Origin of the sequence: Streptomyces sp. NPDC127100, from assembly GCF_042724095.1 — a bacterium.
Classification (GTDB): domain Bacteria; phylum Actinomycetota; class Actinomycetes; order Streptomycetales; family Streptomycetaceae; genus Streptomyces.
The window spans coordinates 21,087-45,307 of record NZ_JBHXFL010000042.1 but is presented as its reverse complement, the minus strand read 5'-3'; the positions used below and the strand labels follow the sequence as shown (position 1 = coordinate 45,307).

Sequence of the window (24,221 nt, the reverse complement as noted above, 5' to 3'; positions counted from 1 at the left end):
ATGACGACGGACGCATCCGACGAGTGGAGGCGCTGGCACGAGCGGCGCGTGGCGACGGTCTCGGCGCCCTACGGGCCGCTCGCGCTGACCGGCACGCACTGGCTGGAGGACTATCCGGACGGGCGGCTTCCGGACATTCCGGGGAGCTGGGCGGCGGACGGCGACGCCGTGGTGCTGACGGCGGCCGGGCCGGACGGACTGGCCCTGGACGGCGGGCCCCTGGACGGCGGGGTGCGGCTCACGGCCGACGCGGGGCCGGCGAGCGCGGCCCGGGTGGCGTACGGCGAACGGCGCCTGGTCGTCCTGGTCCGTGAAGGCGTGTGGGGCGTGCGCGACTTCGACCCGGCCGCCGGGGCCCGGCGCGCGTTCCGCGGCATCACGGTCACCCCCTACGATCCGCGCTGGTCGGTGCCCGGGCGCTTCACGCCGTACGGCACCGGGCGGCGCAGTGTGCGGGTGCCGAACGCGGACGGCCGGGAGCGCGGGCTCGGCCTCGGCGGTGAGCTGGCCTTCGAGCTCGGCGGCCGGGGGCACACGCTCCAGGTGAGCGTCGAGGAGGACGGCTCGCTGTGGGCCGTGTTCGCGGACACCACCGCCGGGAGCACCAGTCACCGCTTCCGGTTCCTGCGCCCGGCCGCGCCGGACGCCGAGGGGCGCACGACGGTCGACTTCAACCGCGCGCTGCTGCCGCCGTGCGCCTTCGCCGACCACTTCATCTGTCCCTTCCCGCCACCGGGGAACACGCTGGAGACCGCCGTCGAGGCGGGGGAGCGCGAACTGCGCTGACGCCTCCCGGGGGTTGGCGGAGGCGGCCGGTCGATGGTTGAAGGCCGAAAGGCACTCTTGCGCCGACCGGCCGTTCGGCCGAATACTCCAACCTCAGCGCTTGTCAGGGGCACGGCGTATCCGGAACCCGGGACGCCCGTCCTCTGGCTGCGCCTCACGGGCCCCAACCCCACGAGAGGGCCCCCTACTTCCCCTGTGGAGGAACGAAAAGTGAGGATCAAGCGCACCAACCCCCGCAGCGGCATCACGAGACGGACCCGGCTGATCGCCGTGTCCGCCGGCCTCGTGGCCGCCGCCGCGATCGCGGTCCCCAGCGCGAACGCGTCCGACAGCGCCCCCGCCACCTTCAGCGGGGCGGAGCTCCAGAGCGCCGGCAGCGCTGTGCTCAAGGCCGACGTCCCCGGCACCGCCTGGGCCGTCGACGGCAAGACCGGCCGGGTGCTCGTCACCGTCGACAGCACGGTCACCCAGGCCGAGATCGCGAAGATCAAGGAACAGGCCGGCGACAAGGCCGGCGCCCTCAAGATCGAGCGCACCCCCGGTACGTTCAACAAGCTCATCCAGGGCGGTGACGCCATCTACGCGAGCAGCTGGCGCTGCTCCCTCGGCTTCAACGTCCGTGCGAGCAACGGAACCGAGTACTTCCTGACCGCCGGCCACTGCACCGACGGCGCCGGCACCTGGTGGTCGAACTCCGGGCACAGCACGGTCCTCGGCTCCACGGCCGGCTCCAGCTTCCCGGGCAACGACTACGGCATCGTCCGGTACACCAACACGTCCGTGAGCAAGCCGGGTACCGCGAACGGGGTGGACATCACCCGCGCGGCCACGCCGAGCGTGGGCACCACCGTCATCCGTGACGGCTCCACCAGCGGCACCCACAGCGGCCGGGTCACCGCCCTGAACGCCACCGTCAACTACGGCGGCGGCGACATCGTCTCCGGGCTGATCCAGACCACGGTCTGCGCCGAGCCCGGTGACTCCGGCGGCCCGCTCTACGGCAGCAACGGCACCGCGTACGGCCTGACCTCCGGCGGCAGCGGCGACTGCTCCTCGGGCGGCACGACGTTCTTCCAGCCGGTCACGGAGGCCCTGAGCGCCTACGGCGTCAGCGTCTACTGAGACCGTCCCACGGCGTAGCCGGCAGCGCCGAGAGCCCCCGCACGCGACCCGCGTGCGGGGGCTTCGTCGTGCCCGACCGGCGGACGCGACGGACGGACGCACGGGCGAAGGGTGCCGCGCAAGGGGCGAATTCCGGACAGGGCCGAATCCCCCTGCACGGACCGTAGTTACTGACTCGTAATATTTGCGATCGACGTGCTGCGCGAATCCTGCTGGACAGGACATGAATGGTGAAGGTCGTGTGACCGCGCGGCAGTTGTCGTGCGCACGTCCTGAAGTGGACCTTGTGTGCTCCCGGGGGAGTGGGAAGAGTTGGCGCTCGTCAACCAGCCTTCCGGCCCGCGAGGTCCCCACAACCTCCCGGGCCGACCCCCCACAGGAGGACGTGAGTTGAAGCACCGACGCATACCCAGGCGGCGTGCAGCCGTGGTAGGTGCGGGCATCACCGCACTGGTCGCAGCGGGAGTCACCTTCCAGAGTGCGAACGCCAGCGAGGCGCCGAAGGCCCCCGCGCCCGAGACCCTGTCGGTCACGGCGGCCGGAAAGCTCGCCTCGACGCTGCTCGGCGACCTCGGCACCGACGCGGCGGGCACGTACTACGACGCCCGGTCGAAGAGCCTCGTCGTCAACGTGCTCGACGAGGCCGCCGCGCAGACCGTCGAGGAGGCCGGCGCCCAGGCGAGAATCGTCGAGAACTCGCTCGCCGAGCTGAAGAGCGCACGCACCACCCTCGCCCAGAAGGCGGCCGTCCCGGGCACCTCCTGGGCGACCGACCCGACCACCAACAAGGTCGTCGTCACCGCCGACCGCACGGTCTCCGAGGCCGAGTGGGCCAAGCTGTCCGAGGTGGTCGACGGGCTCGGCGCCAAGGCCGAACTCAAGCGGACCAAGGGCGAGTACAAGCCCTTCGTCGCGGGCGGCGACGCCATCACCGGAGGCGGCGGGCGCTGCTCGCTCGGCTTCAACGTGACCAAGGGCGGCGAGCCGTACTTCCTCACCGCCGGGCACTGCACCGAGTCCATCTCGAGCTGGTCGGACTCCTCCGGTGCCGTGATCGGCCAGAACGAGGCCTCCAGCTTCCCGGACAACGACTACGGCCTGGTCAAGTACAGCGCCGGCGTGGACCACCCGAGCGAGGTGAACCTCTACAACGGCTCCGCGCAGGCGATCTCGGGCGCGGCCGAGGCCACCGTCGGCATGGAGGTGACCCGCAGCGGCTCCACCACCCAGGTGCACGACGGCACGGTCACCGGCCTGGACGCCACCGTGAACTACGGCAACGGCGACATCGTCAACGGCCTGATCCAGACCGACGTCTGCGCCGAGCCCGGCGACAGCGGCGGCTCGCTCTTCTCGGGCGACAAGGCCGTCGGGCTCACCTCCGGCGGCAGCGGCGACTGCACCTCGGGCGGGGAGACCTTCTTCCAGCCGGTGACGGAGGCCCTGTCGGCCACCGGTACGCAGATCGGCTGAGCACACGCACCTGTGGAGTCCCGTCCCGCGCGCGAGGGGCGGGACTTCCGCATGCGTGCGCGCGGGTCAGCCCGCCCGGGGGAGCGGACCCGCCTCCCGCCGCCCGCGGCGCAGCGCGGCCGCCAGCATCGTGATCACCGTTCCCGCGACCGCCCACGCCCACAGCACCAGCAGGGAGAGGGTCTGGTCGTTGCCCTTGAAGTACGCGACCGAGCGGGCCGCCCAGGTGCCCGCGCCCGGCGGCAGCGCCGGGCCGATCGCCCTCCAGAACGGCGGCAGCATCGGCAGCGGGAAGGCGCCGCCCGCGCTCGGGTTGCCCGCGATCACCACCAGCAGGATCGCCAGCCCGATGCCGACGATCCCGAAGAGACCCTGGAGCGCGAGCGTGGCGGCGCCCACCGCGAAGGTGATCAGGGCGCCCAGCCCCCACAGGTCCACCACGCCGCCGGGCAGCGCCCCCAGGACCGGCCCGACGATCACCGCGCCGCCCAGGCCGCCGGCGATCGCGACCAGGGCCATCACGATCAGGCGGATCGCCGCCCGGCGCGGGTCGGCGGGCCGGGCCCCGCTGCTGATCGCCAGGATCGAGGCGCACAGGTAGCCACCGACGCACCAGCCCACGACCAGGTAGAAGGACGACAGCCCGTCGAAGTCCCGGGGCGAGGCCGGGGCCACGTCGACGGTGCGCACCGTGCGCCGCTCGGCCGCCTCCACCCTGCCGACGATGCCCTCCAGGGTGGTGGCGAGGACGGTGCCGCCGCCGGAGGCGACCAGCAGGGTGTCCGTGCCGCCGGCCGGATCCACGATCAGGGCGCCGTCGATCTCCCGGTCCATGATCTGCTGCCGGGCGCTCGCCGCGTCGGCCACCGTGCGCGGGTCCAGCGGCGCCCCTGGCAGCCCCTCCAGCCGGGTCACCGTCCGTTCGGCGGCGGCCCCGGGGGCGACGACCCCGAAGGGCACGTCCTCGGGCTTCGGGTCGTGCAGCGCTCCCACGTAGGAGGCGATGAACAGCAGCTGGAGCGCGAGCACGCCGAGCACGAGCAGGGTGGCCCGCGGGGTGACGGCGTCCTGCACCTCCCCGAGGAAGGAGCCGCTCCGCGTGCCGGTGCCCGGTGTGTGCGACATGTCCCCCACGGTCCGGGCAGCCGGGCGTTTGCGCAGGTGGGGCGGGGCCGAACAGGTGTCGCACACATATTCGAGGATGGGGGTATGGTGGGTGAGGTAGCTGGGAACAGACGTTCGATAATGGCTTTCGGGCCATGCGTCGGGTTCATGATTCGGGAGGTGCGCGTGCCGGGTTTCACGCATCTGCGCACCGTCTCCGGGTTCTCCCTGCGGTACGGCGCCTCCCACCCGGAGCGGCTGGCCGAGCGTGCCGTCGAGCGGGGCATGGACGCCCTCGCCCTCACCGACCGGGACACCCTCGCGGGCACGGTCCGCTTCGCCAAGGCCTGCGCGAAGGCGGGTGTCCGCCCCCTGTTCGGCGCGGAGCTGGCGGTGGCGGCCCCCGAGCCGGAGACCGGCCGCACGGACACCTCCGTACGCCGGGACCGGCGCCGTACCCCCGTGCGCGGAGGCGCCTTCGTCGACGAGTCGGCCCCCCGGGTGACCTTCCTCGCCCGGGACGGCGCCCGCGGCTGGGCCGACCTGTGCCGCCTGGTCTCCGCCGCCCACACCGCCGAGGCCACCCCGCTGCTGTCCTGGCCCGACAACCACGCCGACGGCCTGACCGTCCTGCTCGGCCCCGACTCCGACGTCGGCCGCGCCCTCGCCGCCGGCCGCCCCGACCGCGCGGCGAGGCTGCTCGTCCCCTGGCGGGAGGTCTACGGCGACACCCTGCGCCTGGAGGCCGTCTGGCACGGTCGCGAGGGCACGGGCCCCGGCTCGCTGCGCCTGGCCGCCCGCACCGTCGGCTTCGCCGCCGAGCAGGGCGTCCGGCCCGTGCTCAGCAACGCCGTCCGCTACGCCGACCCCGGCCAGGGCGAGATCGCCGACGTCCTGGACGCCGCCCGCCGGCTCGTCCCGATCCACGCCAACAAGGAACCGGACTCCGGCGAGGCCTGGCTCAAGGACGCCGGCGCCATGCGGCAGGCCGCCGAGCGGATCGTCGAGGCCGCGGGCTTCCGGCGCGACACCGCCCACCGCCTGCTGGAGCAGACCCGGGCCACGGCCGCCGAGTGCCTGGTCGACCCCGAGGACGACCTCGGCATGGGCGCCGTCCACTTCCCCGAGCCGCACCTCGTCGGCGCCGGCCGCCGCACCGCCCAGCGCGCGCTCGCCTCCCGGGCGGCGGCGGGCATGGTGCTGCGCGGATACGACCGGCGGCGCGCGTACTGGGAGCGGATGCACCACGAGCTGGACATCATCGCCCACCACGGCTTCGCCTCCTACTTCCTCACCGTCGCCCAGGTCGTGGACGACGTACGGCACATGGGCATCCGGGTCGCGGCGCGCGGCTCCGGCGCGGGCTCCCTCGTCAACCACCTCCTCGGCATCGCCCACGCCGACCCGGTCGAGCACGGGCTGCTCATGGAGCGGTTCCTGTCCAAGGAGCGGGTCGTGCTGCCCGACATCGACATCGACGTGGAGTCGGCGCGACGGCTGGAGGTCTACCGCGCGATCATCGGCCGGTTCGGCACCGAGCGGGTCGCCACGGTCGCCATGCCGGAGACGTACCGGGTGCGCCACGCCATCCGCGACGTGGGCGCCGCCCTGTCCATGGACCCGGCCGAGATCGACCGCGTCGCCAAGTCCTTCCCGCACATCCGCGCCCGCGACGCCCGCGCGGCGCTGGCGGAGCTGCCCGAGCTGAGGGAGCTGGCGGGGGAGGCCCGGCGGGAGGGCGGGGGGAAGTACGGGAGGCTCTGGGAACTGGTCGAAGGCCTCGACGCCCTCCCGCGCGGCATCGCCATGCATCCCTGCGGGGTGCTGCTGTCGGACGCCTCCCTGCTCTCCCGTACGCCGGTCATGCCGACCAGCGGCGAGGGCTTCCCCATGGCCCAGTTCGACAAGGACGACGTGGAGGACCTCGGGCTGCTCAAGCTGGACGTGCTCGGCGTGCGGATGCAGTCGGCGATGGCGCACGCGGTCGCCGAGGTGAAGCGGGCCACGGGCGCCGAGGTCGACCTGGACGCCGTACCGGAGGGGGACCCGGCGACGTACCGGCTGATCCGCTCCGCCGAGACGCTGGGCTGCTTCCAGATCGAGTCGCCGGGCCAGCGGGACCTGGTCGGCAGGCTCCAGCCGTCGACCTTCCACGACCTCGTGGTCGACATCTCGCTCTTCCGGCCCGGCCCGGTCGCCGCCGACATGGTGCGGCCGTTCATCGAGGCCCGGCACGGGCGGGCACCGGTGCGCTACCCGCACGAGGACCTGTCCGAGCCGCTGAAGGGCACCTACGGGGTCGTCGTCTTCCACGAGCAGATCATCGACATCGTGGCCGTCATGACCGGGTGCGGGCGCGGCGAGGCGGACCGGGTGCGGCGCGGACTGTCCGACCCGGAGTCGCAGGGGCGGATCAAGGTGTGGTTCGCACAGCACGCGACGGCGAACGGCTACGACGCGGAGACGATCCGGCGGACCTGGGAGATCGTCGAGGCCTTCGGCAGCTACGGCTTCTGCAAGGCGCACGCGGTCGCCTTCGCCGTGCCGACGTACCAGTCGGCGTGGCTGAAGGCCCACCACCCGGCCGCCTTCTACGCCGGCCTGCTCACGCACGACCCCGGCATGTACCCCAAGCGGCTGCTGCTGGCGGACGCGCGGCGGCGGGGGGTGCCGATCCTGCCGCTGGACGTGAACGAGTCGGGGGTCGCACACAGGATCGAACTGGTGTCTGAATCACGGTCCGAGGGGAAGACCTGGGGCCTGCGCCTGGCCCTCTCGGACGTGCACGGCATCAGCGAGGCCGAGGCGGAACGGATCGCGCAGGGGCAGCCGTACGCCTCCCTGCTCGACTTCTGGGAACGGGCCCGCCCCAGCAGGCCGCTGGCCGGACGGCTCGCCCAGGTCGGCGCGCTGGACGCCTTCGGCGCCAACCGCCGCGACCTGCAACTGCACCTGACCGAACTGCACCGCGGCGCCCGCGGCGGGCGCGGCGGCCAGCTCCCGCTGTCCGGCGGACGGAGGACGGCGTCGGCCGGTCTGCCCGACCTCACCTCGGCGGAGAAGCTCAGCGCCGAACTGGGCGTGCTGTCCATGGACGCCTCGCGCAACCTGATGGACGACCACCGCACCTTCCTGCGCGAACTGGGCGTGGTGTCGGCCAAGCGGCTGCGCGAGGCCCGGCACGGGGAGACGGTGCTGGTCGCGGGGGCCAAGGCGGCCACCCAGACGCCGCCGGTCCGCTCCGGGCGCAGGGTCATCTTCTCCACCCTGGACGACGGGTCCGGCCTGGTCGACCTCGCCTTCTTCGACGACTCGCACGACACCTGTGCGCACACCGTCTTCCACTCCTGGCTGCTGCTGGTGCGCGGGGTGGTGCAGCGGCGCGGCCCGCGCAGCTTCAGTGTGGTCGGCTCCGCCGCCTGGAACCTCGCCGACCTGCTGGAAGTGCGCCGGGAGGAAGGGCTGGAGGGCGTCGCGGCCCGGCTGGCCGGAGCGGGCGGAAGCCGGGGCGACGACCCCGAGGACGGGCCGGCGCGCCGCCGCCTCGCCGGTTCGGACGGGCGGCCCGCGCCGGCCGGCTCCGCGGCCCAGGACCCGATGGAGCAGCGGAGGATCCGCATGTCCACGGGGTACGAGATGCACCCCTGGGCCGATCTGCGTCCCGCGGGCGAAGGGCCCGCGGTGGGAAGGAAGTTGTGGCACCAGAGTCCGGGGAGTGCGGGATGACGATTCTCTGTGTACGTTTCCAGCTGCCGCCGATGTACGAGGCGGCCCTGCCCCCGTTGCTGGGGCTGCTGGAGGAGTTCACGCCGGTCGTCGAGGCGCTGCCGCCGGACGGGGCGCTGGCCGACCTGCGCGGCGCCGAGCGGTACTTCGGGCGCGACGCCGTGGAGCTGGCCTCGGTGATCCGTGTCCGCGCCCTCGCCCTGTACGGCGTCGACTGCGTGATCGGCGCCGGGCCCGGCCCCATGACGGCCCGCATGGCCCTGCGGGACGCCCGGCCGGGGCTGACCCGCGCGGTCCCGGAGGACGAGGTGCGGGAGTTCCTCGCCGGAAAGCCGGTCGTCGCCCTGCCCGGCGTCGGCACCGCGACCGCCCGCACCCTGTGCGAGTACGGCCTCGACACCCTCGGCCGGGTCGCCGCCGCACCCCTGTCCACGCTCCAGCGCCTGGTCGGCGCGAGGGCCGGCCGCGAGCTGCGCGAGAAGGCGCAGGGCGTCGACCGCGGCCGGGTCGTCCCGAACGGCGTCTCGCGCTCCCTCGCCGCCGAACGCCCCTTCACCCGCGACGAGCTGGACCCCGACCGGCACCGCCGCGCCCTGCTGTCGGCCGCCGAGGAACTGGGCGCCCGGCTGCGTGCCGTGGACAAGGTGTGCCGCACTCTGACCCTCACCGTGCGCTACACCGACCGGTCGGCCACCACTCGCACCCGCACCCTGAAGGAGCCGACCGCGCACTCGGCGGCGCTGACGCGTGCCGCGTACGGCATGTACGAGGCGCTCGGCCTCCAGCGCGCCCGGGTCCGCTCCCTCGCCCTGCGCGCCGAGGGCCTCGCCCCCATGGAGCAGGCCTCCCACCAGCTCACCTTCGACCCCGTGGACGAGAAGGTCCGCCGGATCGAGGAGGTCGCGGACCGCGTGCGGGCGAAGTTCGGCCCGCGGGCGCTGATGCCGGGGTCGCTGGCGGCCTGAGGTGCCCGCGGGTCAGTTGGCCCACGGGGGAGTGATCCGGCTGCCGTCGGCGAGCTCGGCCTCCAGGCCGACGGAGGTGGTGACCCAGGACGTCGCGGTCCGGTCGGTGGGGTTCTCCACGGCGAGGGTCGCACCCGCGCCGATGATCACGGTGTCGCCCGCGGTGACGGGCTCGGTGCGGCCGTCGAGGGTGATCAGCAGCTCGCCGGTGAGCAGGTGGAAGATCTCCTCCCGGTTGACGGTGTGCGCGGGCGCCTTCGTGCCCGCGGGGATCTCGCCCCGCCAGGCGCACAGCTCCCTGCTGCCGGTGCGAGGGGTGGCGTACGAGACGAAGCGGACGCCGTGGATCTCGTGGACGACACCTTCGGACGAGCGGACGACGGGCATGGCGGTCTCCTCGTGATAATGGTCAAGCAACTTGACTAACTCCACCCGCCCTATGGTCAAGCTGCTTGACCAATTCGTCAAGGGTGTTTCATTGCCCCCGTGCAGAACTCCGACGCCATGGCCCTGACCGCCGCCCTGCTCGCCGCCGCCGGCGGACTCACGCAGCGCATCCACGAGGGCGTCGTCGCCCGCGGCTTCGAAGGGGTGCGGCCCGCCCACGGCTTCGCGTTCACCAGGCTCGCCCCGGACGGCGCGACGGTCACCGACCTCGCCGCGCACCTCCGGGTGACCAAGCAGGCCGCCAGTCAGCTCGTCGACGAGCTGGTCCGCAAGGGGTTCGTCGAACGCCGGCCGCATCCCGCCGACGCGCGGGCCCGGCTGGTCGTGCTGACCGAGCGGGGCTGGGCGTGCACGCGGGCCGCCGAGGAGGCGGCGGCCGAGGCCGTGCGCGGGTGGGCGGACGTGATCGGCGAGGGCGGGGTCCGCTCGCTGTACGGCCTGCTGGCCCATGTCGCGCCCAACGGGCCCGTGCGGCCCGCCTGGTGACCCTCTATCACCTGTGGCGCGACCGGTGCCGGTCGTCCCGGAAAGTTTTTACCGACGCGTAACTTCACGCGTGCGCTACTCGCCCGTAACTTGACGAGTGAACAGCATCCCGTGATCCGGATCACAGGGCGTCATGCCGTCGCACCTCCCCGAGCCGCAAGGAGATCACCCGATGCTGCCCTGGAAGCGAGTGCTCAGACCCCTGGCCGCGCTGCTGCTGACCGCCGCGGCCGCCCTGGTCCCCGCCACCGCCGCCCACGCCGCCGACGCGCGCCCCAGCACCGGCTGGAACGACTACACCTGCAAGCCGTCCGCCGCCCACCCCCGCCCCGTCGTCCTGGTCCACGGCACCTTCGGGAACTCCGTCGACAACTGGCTGGGCCTCGCGCCCTACCTGACCGTCCGCGGCTACTGCGTCTTCTCCCTGGACTACGGGCAACTGCCCGGCGTCCCGCTCTTCCACGGCCTCGGCCCGGTCGACAAGTCGGCCGAGCAGCTCTCCGCCCACGTCGACAAGGTGCTCGCCGCGACCGGCGCCGCCAAGGCCGATGTCGTCGGCCACTCGCAGGGCGGCATGATGCCCCGCTACTACCTGAAGTTCCTCGGCGGGGCCGGCAAGGTGAACGCCCTCGTGGGCATCGCGCCCAGCAATCACGGCACCACCCTGTCCGGCCTCACGCACCTGCTGCCGTACTTCCCCGGCGCCGAGGACCTGCTGAACGAGCACACCCCGGCCCTCGCCGACCAGATCGCCGGCTCCGACGTCCTCACCAGGCTCAACGAGGGCGGCGACACCGTGCCCGGCGTCCGCTACACCGTCCTCGCCACCCGGTACGACGAGGTGGTCACGCCGTACCGAAGCCAGTACCTGAGCGGGCCCGGCGTCCGCAACGTCCTGCTGCAGGACCTGTGCCCGCTCGACCTGTCCGAGCACCTGGCGATCGGGCTGCTCGACCGGATCGCCTTCCACGAGGTGGCCAACGCGCTCGACCCGGCGCACGCCACCCCCACCACCTGCGCCTCGGTCTTCGGCTGACCCCGGCACCGGCGCACCACGCGGGGCTTGCCCGGCCTGAGCCGCCGGACAAGCCCCGCGTTCCCCCCCGTGGTCCCCGGTCAGCGACCGGGCCGGCCGCCGACCGGCGCCCGCCGGCGGACCGACGCGAACAGCGCCGCGGCGCCGAGCGCGAGGGCGGCGGCACCGCCGACGGCGAGGTACGGGGTGCTGCCGTCGCCGCCGGTCTCGGCGAGGCTCCCGGTGCCGGCACCGGCGGCCCTGACCTCGTTGGGCTCCGCACCCGCCGCGGCCACGGGGGTCTGCTCCGGAGCCGCCGGAGCCGCCGGGGCGGTGGCCGGACCAGTCGGGTCCGCCGTCGTCGCGGCGTCCTGGTCACCGTGGCCGTGGTGCTCGACCATCGACCTGCCGGCCGCCGCCGCGAGCTGCTCCTCCGACGGTGCGGAGGCCGACGGAGCCGGGGCGGACCCGCCCTGCGCGGCACCGCCGAAGGTCACGTCCGAGCAGGAGTAGAACGCCTCCGGGCTGTCCGAGCGCTGCCAGACCGCGTACAGCAGGTGCCTGCCGGTGCGCTCGGGCAGGGAGCCGGAGAAGGTGTAGTAGCCCCCCGAGGCCACCGGGTCGGTGACCGTCGCCACCGGGGCCGACAGATCCAGGTCGCCCCAGCCGAGCGGCTTCGCGGGGTCGTAGCCGGGCCGGGTGACGTAGACCTTGAACGTGCCCTTGTGCGGAGCGGTCACCCGGTACTTGAAGGTGTACGAACCGCTGGTCACCGCGGTCGCGGGCCAGTCGGCGCGGGCCAGGTCGAGGCCCTTGAACTCCTCGCTGTCCGCGCTGCACAGCCTGCCGTCCGGGATCAGCTCCTCGTGCCGTCCGCCGGCGTCGCCGATGCGGATGCCGTTCCAGTCGTAGAGCGCCTGGGTGCCGCCGGCCGCGACCGCCGCCGCGCACGCGGCCGACTTCGGGCTCTCCGGGCCCTCGGCGTAGCACTGGGACACCCGGCTGACCGGGTCGCCCATCGAGCCGTGCGCCGACGCGGGCACGGCGGCCAGCGCGGTCAGGGCGAGCGGAGCGAGGCCGGCCGCGACGGTGACGGCGGCCCTGCGGGATGCGGGCATGGGGAACTCCTCGGAAACGGTCACTGGGACATGGGCCGGAACCCGTGGGGGTGACCAGCAAGCTAGTCCCTGGAATCCGCTGAATCCCCTGCTCGGAGCGGGTACCGAAGATCCTTATGCTCGCGTTAAGGGAGTGCTCAGACTGCGCTCAGGCTGCGCTCGGCGAACTGCCCGAAGCGACGGGTACGGGAGCGTGGAGCGCGGCGTGGACGGGCCCGACGGCCTCGTCCACCACCGTGCGCGACTGTTCTCAGGCGTCTCATGGCCGGCTGCCCGGTCAGTGGTCCGGCCACCACGTGCGTGCGATGTCCTTGCGGACCTCCGGGCGCCCGGCGGGCCGCTCCTCGGCCTCCTCGCGGACTCGGCGGGCGTCGGTCTTCTTCAGGGGCTTCTGCACGGTCAGACGGCGCATGGCTGCCTCCTCACGGATCCACCGGGTTCCGCGTTCTCACGGAGGTAGACCCCTTCCCTGAGAGTTGCTCATCGATGCATCGCTGTCAGTGGTGGATGTCACTCTCGAGCACATGACGAGCACCAGTGACAGCACGACTCCACCCCGTATCGACTGGGACTCCAGGGCCGCCACCTTCGACGAGGAGTCCGACCACGGGCTGCGCGACCCCGGCGTGCGCCGGGCCTGGGCCGCCCGGCTGCGCTCCTGGCTGCCCGGCCGGCCCGGCGAGGTCCTCGACCCCGGCTGCGGCACCGGCAGCCTGTCGCTCCTCGCGGCCGAGCAGGGACACCGGGTGACCGGTGTGGACCTGTCCCCGGCCATGGTGGCGCTGGCCCGGGCCAAACTCGCCGGTCGCGACGCCGTGTTCCACGTCGGTGACGCCGGGGCACCGCCCGTGGGCGGGCAGCGCTTCGACGCCGTCCTGGTCCGGCACGTGCTGTGGACGCTGCCCGAGCCCGGCCGCGTCCTGGCGCGCTGGCGGGACCTGCTGCGGCCGGGCGGGCGGCTGGTCCTCGTCGAGGGCGTGTGGGGGAGCGTCACCCCGGTCGGCATACCGGCGGACCGGCTCACGGAACTCCTCGCCCCGCTCGGCGGGCAGGTCCGGGTGGAACGGCTGTCGGACGACCAGTCGCTGTGGGGCAAGGAGGTCGACGACGAGCGGTACGCGGTGGTCGCGCTGCCCGCACGCCCCCCGGTGCCTAAGCCAGCAGGTCCGTGAAGCCGTTCCCGCGGGCCAGCCGCTCCAGCTCGTCCAGTGCGGCCACGGCCGCGGCGGCGGCCCCCGGGTCCCGCTCGGCCAGGCCGCTCGCGGCGAACTCGTCCTCGTCCAGCCGGTGCACGTCCGTGCCGTCCGCGGAGCGCCACAGGTCCAGGTCGAGGTCCTCGGACACCAGTTCCGTCCCCGTCAGCACGGCGGGGCGGGCGACGTCGCAGTACCAGCCCTTCACCGAGCCCGTGGCGGTGCGGACCTCCTTCACCGAGTACCAGCGGTCGCGCCAGTAGTACTCGGTGAAGACGTCACCGGCCTCGAAGCGCACGAAACCGAAGTCACGGACGCCGTCACCGGCCCAGGGGGCCCGGACCACGACCCGGGTGCCGTCGTCGCCCAGCAGCTCGCCCGGGTAACGGAGTTTCGTGCGGCCCGCCTTGACCAGGACGACGTCCACCGCCCGCGGTGATCCGGCCGAGTTCGCGGACATGCGCACCTCCGTTGTACGGACCTCGTACCCGAGCCCCTTGCCGATGGCGGGCACCGGGCCGTCGCCGGTGCCGGTGATCCCGCCGTCCTCCACGGTGTCGCACGCTACGCGGGGCCGCGGGTGCGATGCCTCCGAATTTCCGGCGCGTGCGGGACAATCGCCGGGTGACCTTGCAGATCCACATCGACGACGGCGCCCCGCCCTACGAGCAGGTACGCGCGCAGATCTCCGAACAGGCGCGGTCGGGCGCGCTGCCGGTCGGGTACCGGCTGCCGACCGTGCGCGGACTGGCCGAGTCCCTCGGGCTCGCCGCCAACACGGTCGCCAAGGCGTACCGGGCCCTTGAGGCGGACGGGGTGATCGAGACGCGGGGCCGCAACGGCACGTTCGTCGCCGCGGCGGGCTCCGCGGCGGAGCGGGAGCTGGCGTCGGCGGCGCAGACCTACGCCTCGCGGGCGCGTCGGCTCGGGCTCGCGGAGAGCGACGCGGCGGCCGCTGTACGGGACGCGCTGCGGGCGGCCTACGAGGACTGAGCGCCGCCGCGCGAGGACGGTCCCGGCCCACGGGTGCTCGCGGCCGGTCGCGCTCACGGCCCGAGCCGCACGGTGTCCTCAGTCCCGCGCCCCGCCGGAACGCCTCCCGCCGTTCTCCGGGGTGCGCGTGACCGGCAGGTCCTGCCTCCGCGCCAGCCGGGCGAAGGCCACCGCGTCCCGTACGGCCGCCGCGTTCGGGTCGTTGTTGAAGTAGGCGTAGACGTCGCGGTCGGCCGGCCACGTCGTCGCGATGCGGTGGAGCCACGTCGTCAGCGACCGCCGGCCGTAGTGCGGCCAGGCGGCGGCCCGGCCCTGGTGGAAGCGGACGTAGCCCCAGTCGGCGGTGCGCCACAGGGGAGTGGCCGGGCGGGCCAGGACGTCCGCCCAGCACAGCGCGGCGCCCCGGGACTCCAGCACCCCGCGCACCTCGGGCGTCCACCACGACTCGTGCCGGGGTTCCACCGCGACCCGCGTGCCGGACGGGAAGCACGCCAGACAGGCGTCCAGCAGGCCCGCGTCGCCGCGCAGCGTGGGCGGCAGTTGCAGCAGGACCGGGCCGAGACGGTCGCCCAGGCCGGCCGCGTGGGTCATCAGGCGCTCGACCGGCTCCGCCGGATCCCGCAGGCGTTTGATGTGGGTGAGGTAGCGGCTCGCCTTGACCGCGACCACGAAGTCCGGCGGCACCCGCTCGCGCCACGCCTCGAAGGTCTCCCGCGGGGGCAGCCGGTAGAACGCGTTGTTGATCTCCACCGTCGCGAAGCCGGCCGCGTACCGCTCCAGCCACAGCCGTACGGGCAGGCCGGGCGGGTACAGGACGGCCCGCCAGTCCCGGTACTGCCAGCCCGACGTACCCACGAACAGGGTCATACCCCCATCAAAACAGCTACAGGTACAGCCCCGCCTCCGCGCCGGCCCGCGGCTCGGGCAGGGCCGTCGGGGAGGTGCCCCGGCGCAGCGCGAACAGCTCCGCCAGCGTCGCGCCCTCCCGGCCGACGCCCTCCTCGGTGCCGAGCCAGTTCACCGCCTCCCGGCGGGTGAGCGGGCCCACCTCGATGCGGGCCAGGCAGCGGCCCGGGCGGACGACGGCGGGGTGCAGCCGCTCCAGGTCCTCGTTGGTCGTCACCCCGACCAGGACGTTGCGGCCCTGGCCGAGGAGACCGTCCGTGAGGTTCAGCAGCCGGGAGAGGGCCTGCCCGGCGGTGTGCTTGGCCTCGCCGCGGATCAGCTCGTCGCAGTCCTCCAGCAGCAGCAGCCGCCAGCGGTCCCTGCCCGACGCGTCCTCCTCGCCGATGGCGATGTCCATCAGATAGCCCACGTCGGAGAAGAGCCGCTCGGGGTCCAGCACGCAGTCCACCTGGCACCAGTCCCGCCAGGACCGGGCGAGCGTCCGCAGCGCCGACGTCTTGCCGGTGCCCGGCGGCCCGTGCAGGAGCAGCAGCCGGCCCGCGATGTCCTCGGGGGTCGTCTTCATCAGGCCGTCCATCGCCTCCGCGACCGGCGCCGTGTAGTTGGCCCGGACCTCGTCCCAGGTGCCGGCCGAGATCTGCCGGGTGGTGCGGTGCGGGCCGCGCCGCGGGGAGACGTACCAGAACCCCATCGTGACGTTCTCCGGCTGCGGTTCCGGCTCGTCCGCCGCGCCGTCCGTCGCGTCGCCGAGGACCTTCTCGGCCAGGCCGGCGCTGGTCGCCGTCACCGTGATGTCGGCGCCCCGGCTCCAGCGGGAGACGAGCAGGGTCCAGCCGTCACCCTCCGCCAGGGTCGCGCTGCGGTCGTCGTCGCGGGCCACGCGCAGCACGCGCGCGCCGGGCGGCAGCAGCGTCGCCCCGGACCGCACGCGGTCGATGTTCGCCGCGTGCGCGAACGGCTGCTCGCCGGTGGCGAAACGGCCGAGGAACAGCGCGTCGACCACGTCGGAGGGGGAGTCGCTGTCGTCGACGTTGAGCCGGATCGGCAGGGCGTCGTGCGGGTTCACGGACATGCCGCCATGATCGGGCACGCGGACGCCGCGTGCACCCGGTTTCCCGGGCACACGCGGCATACGCGGCACCTGGCGGCCGGTGGTTCAGGCACCGGCCCCCGGCATCCGCGCCCGCGCCCGGCGTGCTCCGCGGAGCACGGCGTACCCCTTGGTGAGGGCGCGGTCGCGGACGAACGTACGGGCGATCGCGCGCCCCTCGACCAGCCGGGCGAACTCGTCGGGCCCCGTGCCGCGGCGCACGGTGACCCGCCGCAGGGCGTACGGCCCCTGCCGCCGGCGCGCCAGGCCGTTGCCGACGGCGAGCGCCTGGGTGTACCCCGTCTCGCGCACCGCCCGCCGCACCCGGCGGTCCGAGTAGCCGTACGGGTAGGCGAACGAGGCCGGTGCGGCGCCCAGTTGGTCGGTGAGGATCTCCCGGCAGTGGATCAGCTCGTGCCGCAGCCGGTCCTCGCCGAGCTGGTCGAGCTGCGGATGCGTGTGGCTGTGCCCGCCGATCTCCACGCCGGCGGCGGCCAGTTCGCGGACCTGGCCCCAGTCGAGCATGGTGTCCGGGGCGCCCCCGGTGTCGTACGGGCCGCGCAGCCAGCCGGTCGAGACGAACAGGGTGGCCGGGAACCCGTGCTCGGCGAGCACGGGCAGCGCGTGCCGGTGCACCCCCTCGTAGCCGTCGTCGAAGGTGATGAGGACCGGCCGCCTGGGCAGCGGCCGGCCGGAGCGCCAGGCCGCGGCCAGCTCCGCGGTGCCGACCGGGGTGAGGCCGCGGTCGGCGATCGCCGCCATCTGCCCGGCGAAGGCCCGCGGGGTCACGGACAGGGCGCGGGTCGCCTCGTCCGGGTCGGCCGCGACCGCGTGGTACATGAGGATCGGCACCCGCGCGTCCGCCACGGACACCTCAGCCATGCGCACCCCCTCCGTCCGGTCCGACGGGCCCCACCGAGAAGGCGGCCCCGCCCCGCCGCGCCCGTACGCTGCCCACCACGTAGCCGCCCGCCGCCGTGAGCACCCCGGCGACGATCGCCCCCGCCCGGCGCGCACCGCCCGGCCGGGCCAGCGCGGCGTCGCGCAGACCCCGCACCACCCCGGCCGGCAGCACGCGGGTGGCGTACCGGCGTTCGGACTCCAGCCCCTTGCCCGCCCCGACGCTCCGGGCCACCAGCGCCTTGGACAGGCCCTCGGCGTAGGTGCGGGTGCGGAAGTAGCCGAAGTGCTCGCGCGCCCGGGGCACCCGGTGGTGGATCACCGCCCGGTCGTCGATCAGCAGCACCGCGTCGGGCCGGGCCCGGGAGAGCCGGATGCACAGCTCCGTCTCCTCGCAGCCCAGCGGACGCTTGTCGCCGTCGCGTCCGATGCCGGTGGCGAAGCCGCCCGCCGCGTCGAACGCCTCGCGCCGGAAGGAGGCGTTGCCGCCGAGCACGTTGCGCACCCGGATTCGGCCGGGCGGCAGGCCGCGGTACGTGCAGCCCACCACCCAGTCGAACTCCTCCGGGAACCAGTGGGGCCGGCGCCCCGAGGCCCAGACCGGTTCGGTGCGCCCGCCGACGGCGACGACCGCCGGGTCGGCGTACCCCTCGGCGAGGTGCCGCAGCCAGTCGCGCTCGGCCACGGCGTCGTCGTCGAGGAAGGCGACGACCTCGCCGCGCGAGGCCGCGATGCCGGTGTTGCGGCCGGCGGAGAGCCCGCGGGGGCCCGCGTTCGCGAGCACCCGCACGCCGGGGACGTCCTCGTACTCCTTCAGCAGCCGGTCCCGGAGCGCCTCGTTGTGGTCGACGACCAGCAGCGTCTCCAGGGCCGGACGGGACTGCGCCCGCACCGAGGAGACCGCCGCGAGGATGTCCTCCCAGCGGTCCTCGGTGTAGACGCAGACCACCACGGAGACCGTGAGCGGGGTGCCGGCAGTGCTCAAGACACCTTCCCCCGGGCCGAGCCGACCGACACGAGCGTCGGAGCGTGCCTGCGGCTGCGCAGGGCACGCCGGTTGGAGCGCTCCTCGAGGATCACTCTGAGCACCCGCAGCCCGTCCCGCACGGCCCGCAGGTTGCTCATGCCGTGGATGCGCAGGTACTCGTGACTGGGTATCTCCTGCACCTTCAGGCCGGCCTTGACGACCCGGATGTTCATCAGGGTCTCGACCTCGAAGCCGGTGCAGTCGAGGTCGATCTTGTCCAGGCAGTGCCGCCAGAACGCGTTGTAGCCGTAGCACAGGTCGGTGTAGCGGGCGCCGAACTTCCGGTTGACGACCGCGCACAGGGCGCGGTTGCCGAGCTTGCGTACGAAGGTCATGTCGTCGGTGCCGCCGCCGTTGGCGAAGCGGGACCCCTTGGCGAAGTCGGCGCCCGAGACGAGCGCCGAGACGTACGAGACGATCTCCTGGCCGTCGGCCGAGCCGTCGGCGTCGACCATGACGATGATGTCGCCGGTGCAGGCGTTGAAGCCGGTGATCAGCGCGTCGCCCTTGCCCTTGCCGCGCTGCTCGACGACCTTGACGTCCGGCCGCAGTTCCCGGGCGACCCGGACGGTGTCGTCGGTGGAGTTGCCGTCCACCAGGACGACCTCGTGGATCCAGTCGGGCAGCGTCTTGAAGACGTAGGGAAGGTTCTCCGCCTCGTTCATGGCGGGAATGACCACGCTCACCGGCGGAGCGATGGCCAGGTGCGAGGAAACGGGCCGGTAGGCGCCGGCGGGTGACGGATCGTCGTCCGTCACCACCGGCTGCAGAACTGAGCTCATGAGTCTGGTCCCTCTCGTCCGGCGGACCGCCCGCCCCAGGGGCGGTCCGGCTCTGTATCCGGTTCGAAAGGGGGGTTCTCACCCACGGCACGACGGAGCGGACCCCCGTACGTGCCAGGCGAGCTGGCAAAGCCTGTCGACGCCGGCAAAGAGAAACGGCAGCCGACCGCGCGGCACGGCCCGGCCACCGATGTGGTCACCGAGCACGGCACCCCCCTACCGCGCCCCGCCCGGTCCGCCGCGGCCTCGAGCCCTCCCCTGAGCCGCGTGCCGACGTGCCGATGCGGGAGATGTATGACGGTATTGACGATTGAACCCCTATGGCAAGACCTGAAACATGGCCTCACGTTTTTGATGTTTTGCCGTCATCCGTGCTTCTCGAGGGGCGATCCTGTGCGGGTGATGGGTCCTCTGACCGTTCCGCTTTGCCCCCTGAAGCCCAAGATGCCGGGCTCAATGTGGCCCAGCCCGTCGGAGAGCGTCAAGACGGCACTGGTGTTCCCACTGACTTTCGTCCGATTTTGAATCACCGTCAGTCCCTTTCTTGGCATGAACACTTCCTGTCAACACGCGTAGCTGATACCAACGTTCAAGCGGAGATCCTGCTAAGGGAGGTTCCATGAGACGTTCCCGAATTGTCGGCTTTCTGACCTCGGTCATCCTGGCTGCCGGCGCCGCCCTCACCGGGGCGGCGACGGCCCAGGCGTCCACGACCGCGGCCACCGGCGGCTATGTGGCCCTCGGCGACTCCTACTCCTCCGGCGTCGGCGCCGGCAGCTACCTCAGCTCCAGCGGTGACTGCAAGCGCAGCACGAAGGCCTACCCGTACCTGTGGGCTGCCGCCAACTCACCCTCGTCGTTCGACTTCACGGCCTGCTCCGGCGCCCGTACGGGTGATGTCCTCGCCGGACAGCTCGGCCCGCTCAGCTCCTCCACCGGTCTCGTCTCGATCAGCATCGGCGGCAACGACGCCGGCTTCGCCGACGTCATGACGACCTGTGTGCTCCAGTCCGAGAGCTCCTGCCTGTCCCGGGTCGCCACCGCGCGGACGTACGTCGAATCGACCCTGCCCGGCAACCTCGACGGCGTCTACTCGGCGATCCGCAGCAAGGCCCCGAACGCCCGTGTCGTCGTCATCGGCTACCCGCGCTTCTACAAGCTCGGCACCACCTGCGTCGGCCTCTCCGAGACCAAGCGGAAGGCGATCAACGACGCCTCCGACCTGCTCAACACGACCATCGCCAAGCGCGCGGCCGGCTACGGCTTCACCTTCGGCGACGTGCGGGGCCCCTTCACCGGACACGAGATCTGCTCCAGCAGTTCCTGGCTGCACAGCGTGAACTGGCTCAACATCGGTGAGTCGTACCACCCGACCGCGTCGGGTCAGTCGGGCGGCTACCTGCCGACCCTCAACAGCGCCGCCTGACCCGAAGCGGAAGCAGAAGCGGAAGAGCTGGAGGAGGGGGAGGCCCCGCCCGTCGGGGTCTCCGTCTCCGTCGCACAGGTCACCGAGAACGCCACCGCGTCCGACGTGGCCGTCACCGGCTCCCGCACCTCCACGCGGACGGCGCTCTCGAACGCGCCGCTGTCCGCACGCGTCGTCACGACGACGGTGTCCTGTCGCGCGCGGCCGCCGCCCGCGGGGAAGGACAACGTCCTCCACCCCGGGTCGGAGACCGTCCCGTCCTCCGTCACCCAGCGATAGCCGACCCGCGCCGGCAACCGCCCCACCGTGAACGTCGCCGTGAAGGCGGGCGCCCGGCCGTGCGGCGGGGGACAGCTCCCCGAGTAGTGGGTGTGCGCACCGGTCACGGAGACTTCCACCGACTGCGCCGGGGGACTGCTCCCCGGGCCGTGGCTGCCGGAACCGGCCGACGGGCTCGGCCCCGAGGCACCGTCCGTCCGGCCCGGCGCCGACGGACTCGTCCCCCGCGGCCGGTCCCCGCCCGCACCCTCCGTCCCGCCACCGCCGTCCGAGCGGTGCAGCAGCGCGTACACCAGTCCGGCCAGCGCGAGCGCGAGCACGGCCAGCCCCACGACCAGTACGGCCCGTGCGCGGCCCTCCCGGTGTCCGGGCGCGCCGGGCCCCGGTTCCGCCGGCATCGGGGGCACGGGCACCGGCGGCGTCGGCGGCAGCGGCCCGGAGCGGGCCGCGACCGTCGGGGCGTACGCGCCGGCCGGCGCCACGTCCACGCGCGTCGTACCTTCCCCGGCAGGCGTGCCGCCGGCCGCGACGAGCCTCAGGTCCCGCTCGGCCCGCTCGGCCGGCAGCCGCTCCGCCGGGTCCTTGCGCAGCAGGCCCTCGACGACGGACGCGAGCGCACCGGCCCGGTGCGGCGGCGGCAGCTCCTCGTCGACGACCGCCCGCAGGGTGCTCAGCGGGGTGTCCTGACGGAACGGCGAGGCGCCCTCGACCGCCGCGTACAGCAGCACGCCCAGCGACCACAGGTCGGCCTCCGGGCCGGGTGTGCGGCCCAGGGCCCGTTCCGGGGCGAGGTACTCGGGGGAGCCGACGACCTCGCCGGTCATGGTCAGCGCGGAGCTGCCCTCGACCGTGGCGATCCCGAAGTCGGTGAGCACCACCCGACCGTCGTTGGCCAGCAGCACGTTGCCCGGCTTCACGTCCCGGTGCAGCACGCCCGCCGCGTGCGCGGCCCGCAGCGCGGCCAGCACCTCGGCCCCGACGAGGGCGGCCCGCCGCGGTGCGAGCGGTCCCTCCGCGTCCAGCAGATCGGCCAGGGACAGTCCGCGCACCAGCTCCATCACGATCCAGGGCCGGCCGCCGTCGGTGGCCACGTCGTACACCGTCACGACGTTGCGGTGGGCGACGCGGGCGGCGGCCCATGCCTCCCGCTCCAGCCGGGCGTACATCCGCCGCACCTCGGTGTCCGGGAGCCCGGCGGGCGCGCGGACCTCCTTGACGGCGACCTCGCGGTGCAGCACCTCGTCACGCGCCCGCCACACCGTGCCCATGCCGCCCTCGCCGAGAGGGGACAGGAGCCGGTAGCGGCCGGCGACCACACGTTCACTGCCGGGGTCTTCGAACACCGGCGCCCCCTCTGACGTCTCGCGCGGACCCGCCCCGCGCCGATCCCGGAGATTCCTCCCAAAGTAGCTCAGCCCGGCGCGGATGCCGCCCCCCGTGCCGTCGCTCGCCGGCGGACCCGCGTTTTCCGCCCGCTGATCCGTAATTCCTCCGAAGGGCCCGGGCGTTGCGCGCGACCGGCCGACGTGGGCGGGCCGGCGCGGCCCGCGGAGGAAAGGGGGCCGGGTGACGGCGGACGAGCTGCTGGTGCTCGTGGCGGACGGTGACCAGAAGGCGTTCGAGGAGCTGTACGGACTGGTGTCCGGGCCCGTGTTCGGACTCGTCCGCCGTGTGGTGCGCGACCCCGCCCAGTCGGAGGAGGTGGCCCAGGAGGCGCTGCTCGAACTGTGGCGGTCCGCCGCGCGGTTCGACCCGGCCCGGGGCAGCGCCCTGTCCTGGGTCCTCACCCTCGCCCACCGCCGCGCCGTCGACCGGGTGCGCAGCGCCCGCGCCGCCGGTGAACGCGACGAGCGCGAGGCGCGGCGTGCCCACCACCCCGCCTTCGACCAGGTCCTGGAGGAGGTCGAGGCCGGTCTCGAACGCGAGTGGGTGCGCCGCTGCCTGGACCGGCTGACCGCCCTCCAGCGCCAGTCGGTCACGCTCGCCTACTACGACGGCTACACCTACCGGGAAGTGGCCGAACGGCTCTCCCTCCCCCTGGGCACGGTGAAGACACGGATGAGGGACGGACTCAACCGCCTGCGCGACTGCCTGCGAGGAGCCGCATGAGCCTCCTCGGCCGGATGCCCGCGCGCCGCGGCGACCTGCACTCGCTCGCCGCGCCCCACGCGCTCGACGCCCTGGAGGGGCCCGAACGGGTCCGCTTCGAGAAGCACCTCGGGACCTGCGACCGCTGCGCGGCCGAGGTGCGGGACCTGTCCGAGGACGCCGTGCGCCTGGCCCGGTCCACGGCCGCCCCCGCGCCCGCCGCCCTGCGCGACCGGGTCCTGGCCGCGGTGCGCGCCACCCCCCAGGACCCCGCGCCCGTACGGCGGTCCGCGCGCCGGTCGCCGCGGCGCGTCCGGGGCGTCCAGCCGCCCCCGGCGCGCTCCCGCGCCGCCCGACCGCGCCTCCCGGTGCCGTTCGCCACCGTGACCGCCGCCGCGGCCCTCGTCGTCGCCGCGCTCTTCGCCGTGCAGGCCGGCCGGGCCCAGGACGAGCTGGACACCGCGCGGGACCGGGCGCGTGAGATCGCCCATGTCCTCGCGGCTCCGGACGCCCGCGCCACGAGCGGCCTGGACGGCCGGGGCCGGGGCGTCGCGGTGGTCGCCTCGGCCGCCGAGGGGCGCGCGGTCGTCACCCTGCTCGGGTACGGCGAGCCGCCCCGGGGCCGCGTGCACCAGCTGTGGCTCGTGCGCCCCGGCGCCGGCCCGCGCTCCCTCGGGCTCCTCGACGGCGACACGCCCTTGATCGCGTCGAACCTGGAGCGCTCCGCGACGTCACTGGCCGTGACCGTCGAGCCCGGCGGGGGCTCGGCCCGGCCGACGAGCGGGCCTGTTGTCCAACTCGCCCTGGAATCTGTCGGATTCGGAGAGTGATCGTCAACACCCTTACGGGGAAGGTGAATCCTGTGACCGCGATACACGGCTGCCTCACCGGGGCGATAGGGTTACCCTGCCCGGGCCGGGTGGACTCGTACGGGTGGGGAGTGACATGGAACAGATAACGATGCGCAGCAGGGCGAGGGTGCCCGCGATCACCTGCGGGAGCAGCGCGACCAGTTCGCGCCTCGACCGCCATCTCGCGGTGCTCGGAGGCCCCGCGCTTCCGCAGCGGGAGACGCTGGAGGCGACGTCGCTGATGCGCGAGCTGACCGCGCGTGAGCCCGCGCACCGGCACAGCAGCAGGGGCGCCCGGGTCCGCCGGGTCTCGCTCTTCGCGCCACTGCGCCGGCTGCGCCGCTCGCTGTTCGGCAACTGAGGCCCGCGCCACGGCGGTCACACCGTCCCGGCGCGGCGCCGCTCACCCGCCCGTCGTCCCCACGGCCCGCGGTGGCGCCCCCG

The 24,221-nt window shown here is 73.9% G+C and carries 24 protein-coding genes; 13 read left to right on the top strand and 11 right to left on the bottom strand.

All coding sequences use genetic code 11. The features are described 5' to 3' along the window. From ACFWJB_RS28615 to ACFWJB_RS28605, 3 genes are all read left to right on the top strand, one after another. On the top strand, nt 1-786 hold the full coding sequence (locus ACFWJB_RS28615) for a DUF1684 domain-containing protein (protein ID WP_385467952.1): 786 nt from the start codon (nt 1-3) through the stop codon (nt 784-786). Between the two features lie 210 nt (nt 787-996). Next, the gene (locus ACFWJB_RS28610) at nt 997-1,908 is read left to right on the top strand and encodes a S1 family peptidase (RefSeq protein ID WP_385467949.1); all 912 of its coding nucleotides are present in this window, start codon (nt 997-999) and stop codon (nt 1,906-1,908) included. Nucleotides 1,909-2,298: 390 nt separating this feature from the next. After that, complete coding sequence (locus tag ACFWJB_RS28605; RefSeq protein ID WP_385467946.1) at nt 2,299-3,381, top strand: S1 family peptidase; 1,083 nt, start codon at nt 2,299-2,301, stop codon at nt 3,379-3,381. A 66-nt stretch (nt 3,382-3,447) separates the two neighbouring features. Here ACFWJB_RS28605 and ACFWJB_RS28600 read toward each other — a convergent pair whose 3' ends face one another. Continuing rightward, nucleotides 3,448-4,506: a DUF3533 domain-containing protein gene (locus ACFWJB_RS28600; protein ID WP_385467944.1), complete on the bottom strand. Its 1,059-nt coding sequence runs from the start codon at nt 4,504-4,506 to the stop codon at nt 3,448-3,450. A gap of 165 nt (nt 4,507-4,671) precedes the next feature. On the opposite strand from ACFWJB_RS28600, the gene ACFWJB_RS28595 reads away from it, so the two are divergent. Together ACFWJB_RS28595 and ACFWJB_RS28590 are read left to right on the top strand one after the other, a co-directional pair. Further along, nucleotides 4,672-8,211: a DNA polymerase III subunit alpha gene (locus ACFWJB_RS28595; protein WP_385467942.1), complete on the top strand. Its 3,540-nt coding sequence runs from the start codon at nt 4,672-4,674 to the stop codon at nt 8,209-8,211. Then, nucleotides 8,208-9,176, top strand: a complete 969-nt coding sequence (locus tag ACFWJB_RS28590) for a hypothetical protein (protein WP_385467940.1) — start codon at nt 8,208-8,210, stop codon at nt 9,174-9,176. The genes ACFWJB_RS28595 and ACFWJB_RS28590 overlap by 4 nt, the downstream gene beginning before the upstream one ends. 12 nt (nt 9,177-9,188) lie before the next feature. On the opposite strand, the gene ACFWJB_RS28585 is transcribed toward ACFWJB_RS28590, so the two are convergent. After that, nucleotides 9,189-9,563, bottom strand: coding sequence for a cupin domain-containing protein (locus ACFWJB_RS28585; RefSeq protein ID WP_386925768.1), 375 nt, complete (start codon nt 9,561-9,563; stop codon nt 9,189-9,191). A 99-nt stretch (nt 9,564-9,662) separates the two neighbouring features. On the opposite strand from ACFWJB_RS28585, the gene ACFWJB_RS28580 reads away from it, so the two are divergent. Next, a complete protein-coding gene (locus ACFWJB_RS28580; RefSeq protein WP_385467933.1) occupies nt 9,663-10,109 on the top strand; it encodes a MarR family winged helix-turn-helix transcriptional regulator in 447 nt (148 codons plus the stop codon). A gap of 172 nt (nt 10,110-10,281) precedes the next feature. After that, complete coding sequence (locus ACFWJB_RS28575) at nt 10,282-11,145, top strand: esterase/lipase family protein (protein ID WP_385467930.1); 864 nt, start codon at nt 10,282-10,284, stop codon at nt 11,143-11,145. 80 nt (nt 11,146-11,225) lie between these two features. Here the strand turns inward: ACFWJB_RS28575 and ACFWJB_RS28570 are convergent, their stop codons facing one another. Beyond that, entirely contained in the window at nt 11,226-12,242 is a 1,017-nt protein-coding gene (locus ACFWJB_RS28570; protein ID WP_386925765.1) for a lytic polysaccharide monooxygenase, read from the bottom strand. Nucleotides 12,243-12,519: 277 nt separating this feature from the next. Then, nucleotides 12,520-12,654: a hypothetical protein gene (locus ACFWJB_RS28565; RefSeq protein WP_385468943.1), complete on the bottom strand. Its 135-nt coding sequence runs from the start codon at nt 12,652-12,654 to the stop codon at nt 12,520-12,522. A 112-nt stretch (nt 12,655-12,766) separates the two neighbouring features. On the opposite strand from ACFWJB_RS28565, the gene ACFWJB_RS28560 reads away from it, so the two are divergent. Next, on the top strand, nt 12,767-13,414 hold the full coding sequence (locus ACFWJB_RS28560) for a class I SAM-dependent methyltransferase (RefSeq protein WP_386925762.1): 648 nt from the start codon (nt 12,767-12,769) through the stop codon (nt 13,412-13,414). Here the strand turns inward: ACFWJB_RS28560 and ACFWJB_RS28555 are convergent. Then, nucleotides 13,395-13,895, bottom strand: a complete 501-nt coding sequence (locus ACFWJB_RS28555; protein ID WP_385469014.1) for a DUF402 domain-containing protein — start codon at nt 13,893-13,895, stop codon at nt 13,395-13,397. The genes ACFWJB_RS28560 and ACFWJB_RS28555 overlap by 20 nt on opposite strands. Nucleotides 13,896-14,059: 164 nt before the next feature. Here ACFWJB_RS28555 and ACFWJB_RS28550 point away from each other — a divergent pair, with 164 nt between their 5' ends. Next, the gene (locus tag ACFWJB_RS28550; RefSeq protein ID WP_385468949.1) at nt 14,060-14,428 is read left to right on the top strand and encodes a GntR family transcriptional regulator; all 369 of its coding nucleotides are present in this window, start codon (nt 14,060-14,062) and stop codon (nt 14,426-14,428) included. Between the two features lie 78 nt (nt 14,429-14,506). On the opposite strand, the gene ACFWJB_RS28545 is transcribed toward ACFWJB_RS28550, so the two are convergent. The 5 genes from ACFWJB_RS28545 to ACFWJB_RS28525 all read right to left on the bottom strand — a co-directional run bounded on the left by ACFWJB_RS28545 (nt 14,507) and on the right by ACFWJB_RS28525 (nt 19,133). Next, a complete protein-coding gene (locus tag ACFWJB_RS28545; protein WP_386925760.1) occupies nt 14,507-15,295 on the bottom strand; it encodes a DUF72 domain-containing protein in 789 nt (262 codons plus the stop codon). Between the two features lie 16 nt (nt 15,296-15,311). Beyond that, nucleotides 15,312-16,406 (bottom strand): DUF5925 domain-containing protein, encoded by a 1,095-nt coding sequence (locus ACFWJB_RS28540; RefSeq protein ID WP_385468955.1) that lies wholly within the window; start codon nt 16,404-16,406, stop codon nt 15,312-15,314. Nucleotides 16,407-16,490: 84 nt separating this feature from the next. Next, the gene (locus ACFWJB_RS28535) at nt 16,491-17,291 is read right to left on the bottom strand and encodes a polysaccharide deacetylase family protein (RefSeq protein ID WP_386925793.1); all 801 of its coding nucleotides are present in this window, start codon (nt 17,289-17,291) and stop codon (nt 16,491-16,493) included. 7 nt (nt 17,292-17,298) lie between these two features. Then, nucleotides 17,299-18,309: a glycosyltransferase family 2 protein gene (locus ACFWJB_RS28530; protein ID WP_385468961.1), complete on the bottom strand. Its 1,011-nt coding sequence runs from the start codon at nt 18,307-18,309 to the stop codon at nt 17,299-17,301. Continuing rightward, nucleotides 18,306-19,133 carry a glycosyltransferase family 2 protein gene (locus ACFWJB_RS28525; protein WP_386925757.1) on the bottom strand — a complete coding sequence of 276 codons (828 nt, stop codon included), beginning with the start codon at nt 19,131-19,133 and terminating at the stop codon, nt 18,306-18,308. Before ACFWJB_RS28525 ends, ACFWJB_RS28530 begins: the two co-directional genes overlap by 4 nt. Before the next feature lie 619 nt (nt 19,134-19,752). Here ACFWJB_RS28525 and ACFWJB_RS28520 point away from each other — a divergent pair. Continuing rightward, nucleotides 19,753-20,559 carry an SGNH/GDSL hydrolase family protein gene (locus ACFWJB_RS28520; protein ID WP_385468967.1) on the top strand — a complete coding sequence of 269 codons (807 nt, stop codon included), beginning with the start codon at nt 19,753-19,755 and terminating at the stop codon, nt 20,557-20,559. Here ACFWJB_RS28520 and ACFWJB_RS28515 read toward each other — a convergent pair. Further along, nucleotides 20,529-22,181 carry a serine/threonine-protein kinase gene (locus ACFWJB_RS28515; protein WP_386925755.1) on the bottom strand — a complete coding sequence of 551 codons (1,653 nt, stop codon included), beginning with the start codon at nt 22,179-22,181 and terminating at the stop codon, nt 20,529-20,531. The genes ACFWJB_RS28520 and ACFWJB_RS28515 overlap by 31 nt on opposite strands. A gap of 223 nt (nt 22,182-22,404) precedes the next feature. On the opposite strand from ACFWJB_RS28515, the gene ACFWJB_RS28510 reads away from it, so the two are divergent. The 3 genes from ACFWJB_RS28510 to ACFWJB_RS28500 all read left to right on the top strand — a co-directional run bounded on the left by ACFWJB_RS28510 (nt 22,405) and on the right by ACFWJB_RS28500 (nt 24,138). Next, on the top strand, nt 22,405-22,947 hold the full coding sequence (locus tag ACFWJB_RS28510; protein WP_386925753.1) for a sigma-70 family RNA polymerase sigma factor: 543 nt from the start codon (nt 22,405-22,407) through the stop codon (nt 22,945-22,947). Next, nucleotides 22,944-23,756, top strand: a complete 813-nt coding sequence (locus ACFWJB_RS28505; protein ID WP_386925751.1) for an anti-sigma factor domain-containing protein — start codon at nt 22,944-22,946, stop codon at nt 23,754-23,756. The genes ACFWJB_RS28510 and ACFWJB_RS28505 overlap by 4 nt, the downstream gene beginning before the upstream one ends. A gap of 115 nt (nt 23,757-23,871) precedes the next feature. After that, nucleotides 23,872-24,138, top strand: a complete 267-nt coding sequence (locus tag ACFWJB_RS28500; protein ID WP_385468978.1) for a hypothetical protein — start codon at nt 23,872-23,874, stop codon at nt 24,136-24,138. Nucleotides 24,139-24,221: the final 83 nt, after the last annotated feature.

What these genes read in the sequence shown, in the direction of transcription:
- ACFWJB_RS28585 (WP_386925768.1), bottom strand. Translation starts at nt 9,563, where the DNA reads ATGCCCGTCGTCCGCTCGTCCGAAGGTGTCGTCCACGAGATCCACGGC.
- ACFWJB_RS28500 (WP_385468978.1), top strand. Translation starts at nt 23,872, where the DNA reads ATGGAACAGATAACGATGCGCAGCAGGGCGAGGGTGCCCGCGATCACC.
- ACFWJB_RS28575 (WP_385467930.1), top strand. Translation starts at nt 10,282, where the DNA reads ATGCTGCCCTGGAAGCGAGTGCTCAGACCCCTGGCCGCGCTGCTGCTG.
- ACFWJB_RS28560 (WP_386925762.1), top strand. Translation starts at nt 12,767, where the DNA reads ATGACGAGCACCAGTGACAGCACGACTCCACCCCGTATCGACTGGGAC.
- ACFWJB_RS28520 (WP_385468967.1), top strand. Translation starts at nt 19,753, where the DNA reads ATGAGACGTTCCCGAATTGTCGGCTTTCTGACCTCGGTCATCCTGGCT.
- ACFWJB_RS28570 (WP_386925765.1), bottom strand. Translation starts at nt 12,242, where the DNA reads ATGCCCGCATCCCGCAGGGCCGCCGTCACCGTCGCGGCCGGCCTCGCT.
- ACFWJB_RS28590 (WP_385467940.1), top strand. Translation starts at nt 8,208, where the DNA reads ATGACGATTCTCTGTGTACGTTTCCAGCTGCCGCCGATGTACGAGGCG.
- ACFWJB_RS28615 (WP_385467952.1), top strand. Translation starts at nt 1, where the DNA reads ATGACGACGGACGCATCCGACGAGTGGAGGCGCTGGCACGAGCGGCGC.
- ACFWJB_RS28525 (WP_386925757.1), bottom strand. Translation starts at nt 19,133, where the DNA reads ATGAGCTCAGTTCTGCAGCCGGTGGTGACGGACGACGATCCGTCACCC.
- ACFWJB_RS28540 (WP_385468955.1), bottom strand. Translation starts at nt 16,406, where the DNA reads ATGTCCGTGAACCCGCACGACGCCCTGCCGATCCGGCTCAACGTCGAC.
- ACFWJB_RS28565 (WP_385468943.1), bottom strand. Translation starts at nt 12,654, where the DNA reads ATGCGCCGTCTGACCGTGCAGAAGCCCCTGAAGAAGACCGACGCCCGC.
- ACFWJB_RS28555 (WP_385469014.1), bottom strand. Translation starts at nt 13,895, where the DNA reads ATGTCCGCGAACTCGGCCGGATCACCGCGGGCGGTGGACGTCGTCCTG.
- ACFWJB_RS28505 (WP_386925751.1), top strand. Translation starts at nt 22,944, where the DNA reads ATGAGCCTCCTCGGCCGGATGCCCGCGCGCCGCGGCGACCTGCACTCG.
- ACFWJB_RS28600 (WP_385467944.1), bottom strand. Translation starts at nt 4,506, where the DNA reads ATGTCGCACACACCGGGCACCGGCACGCGGAGCGGCTCCTTCCTCGGG.
- ACFWJB_RS28545 (WP_386925760.1), bottom strand. Translation starts at nt 15,295, where the DNA reads ATGACCCTGTTCGTGGGTACGTCGGGCTGGCAGTACCGGGACTGGCGG.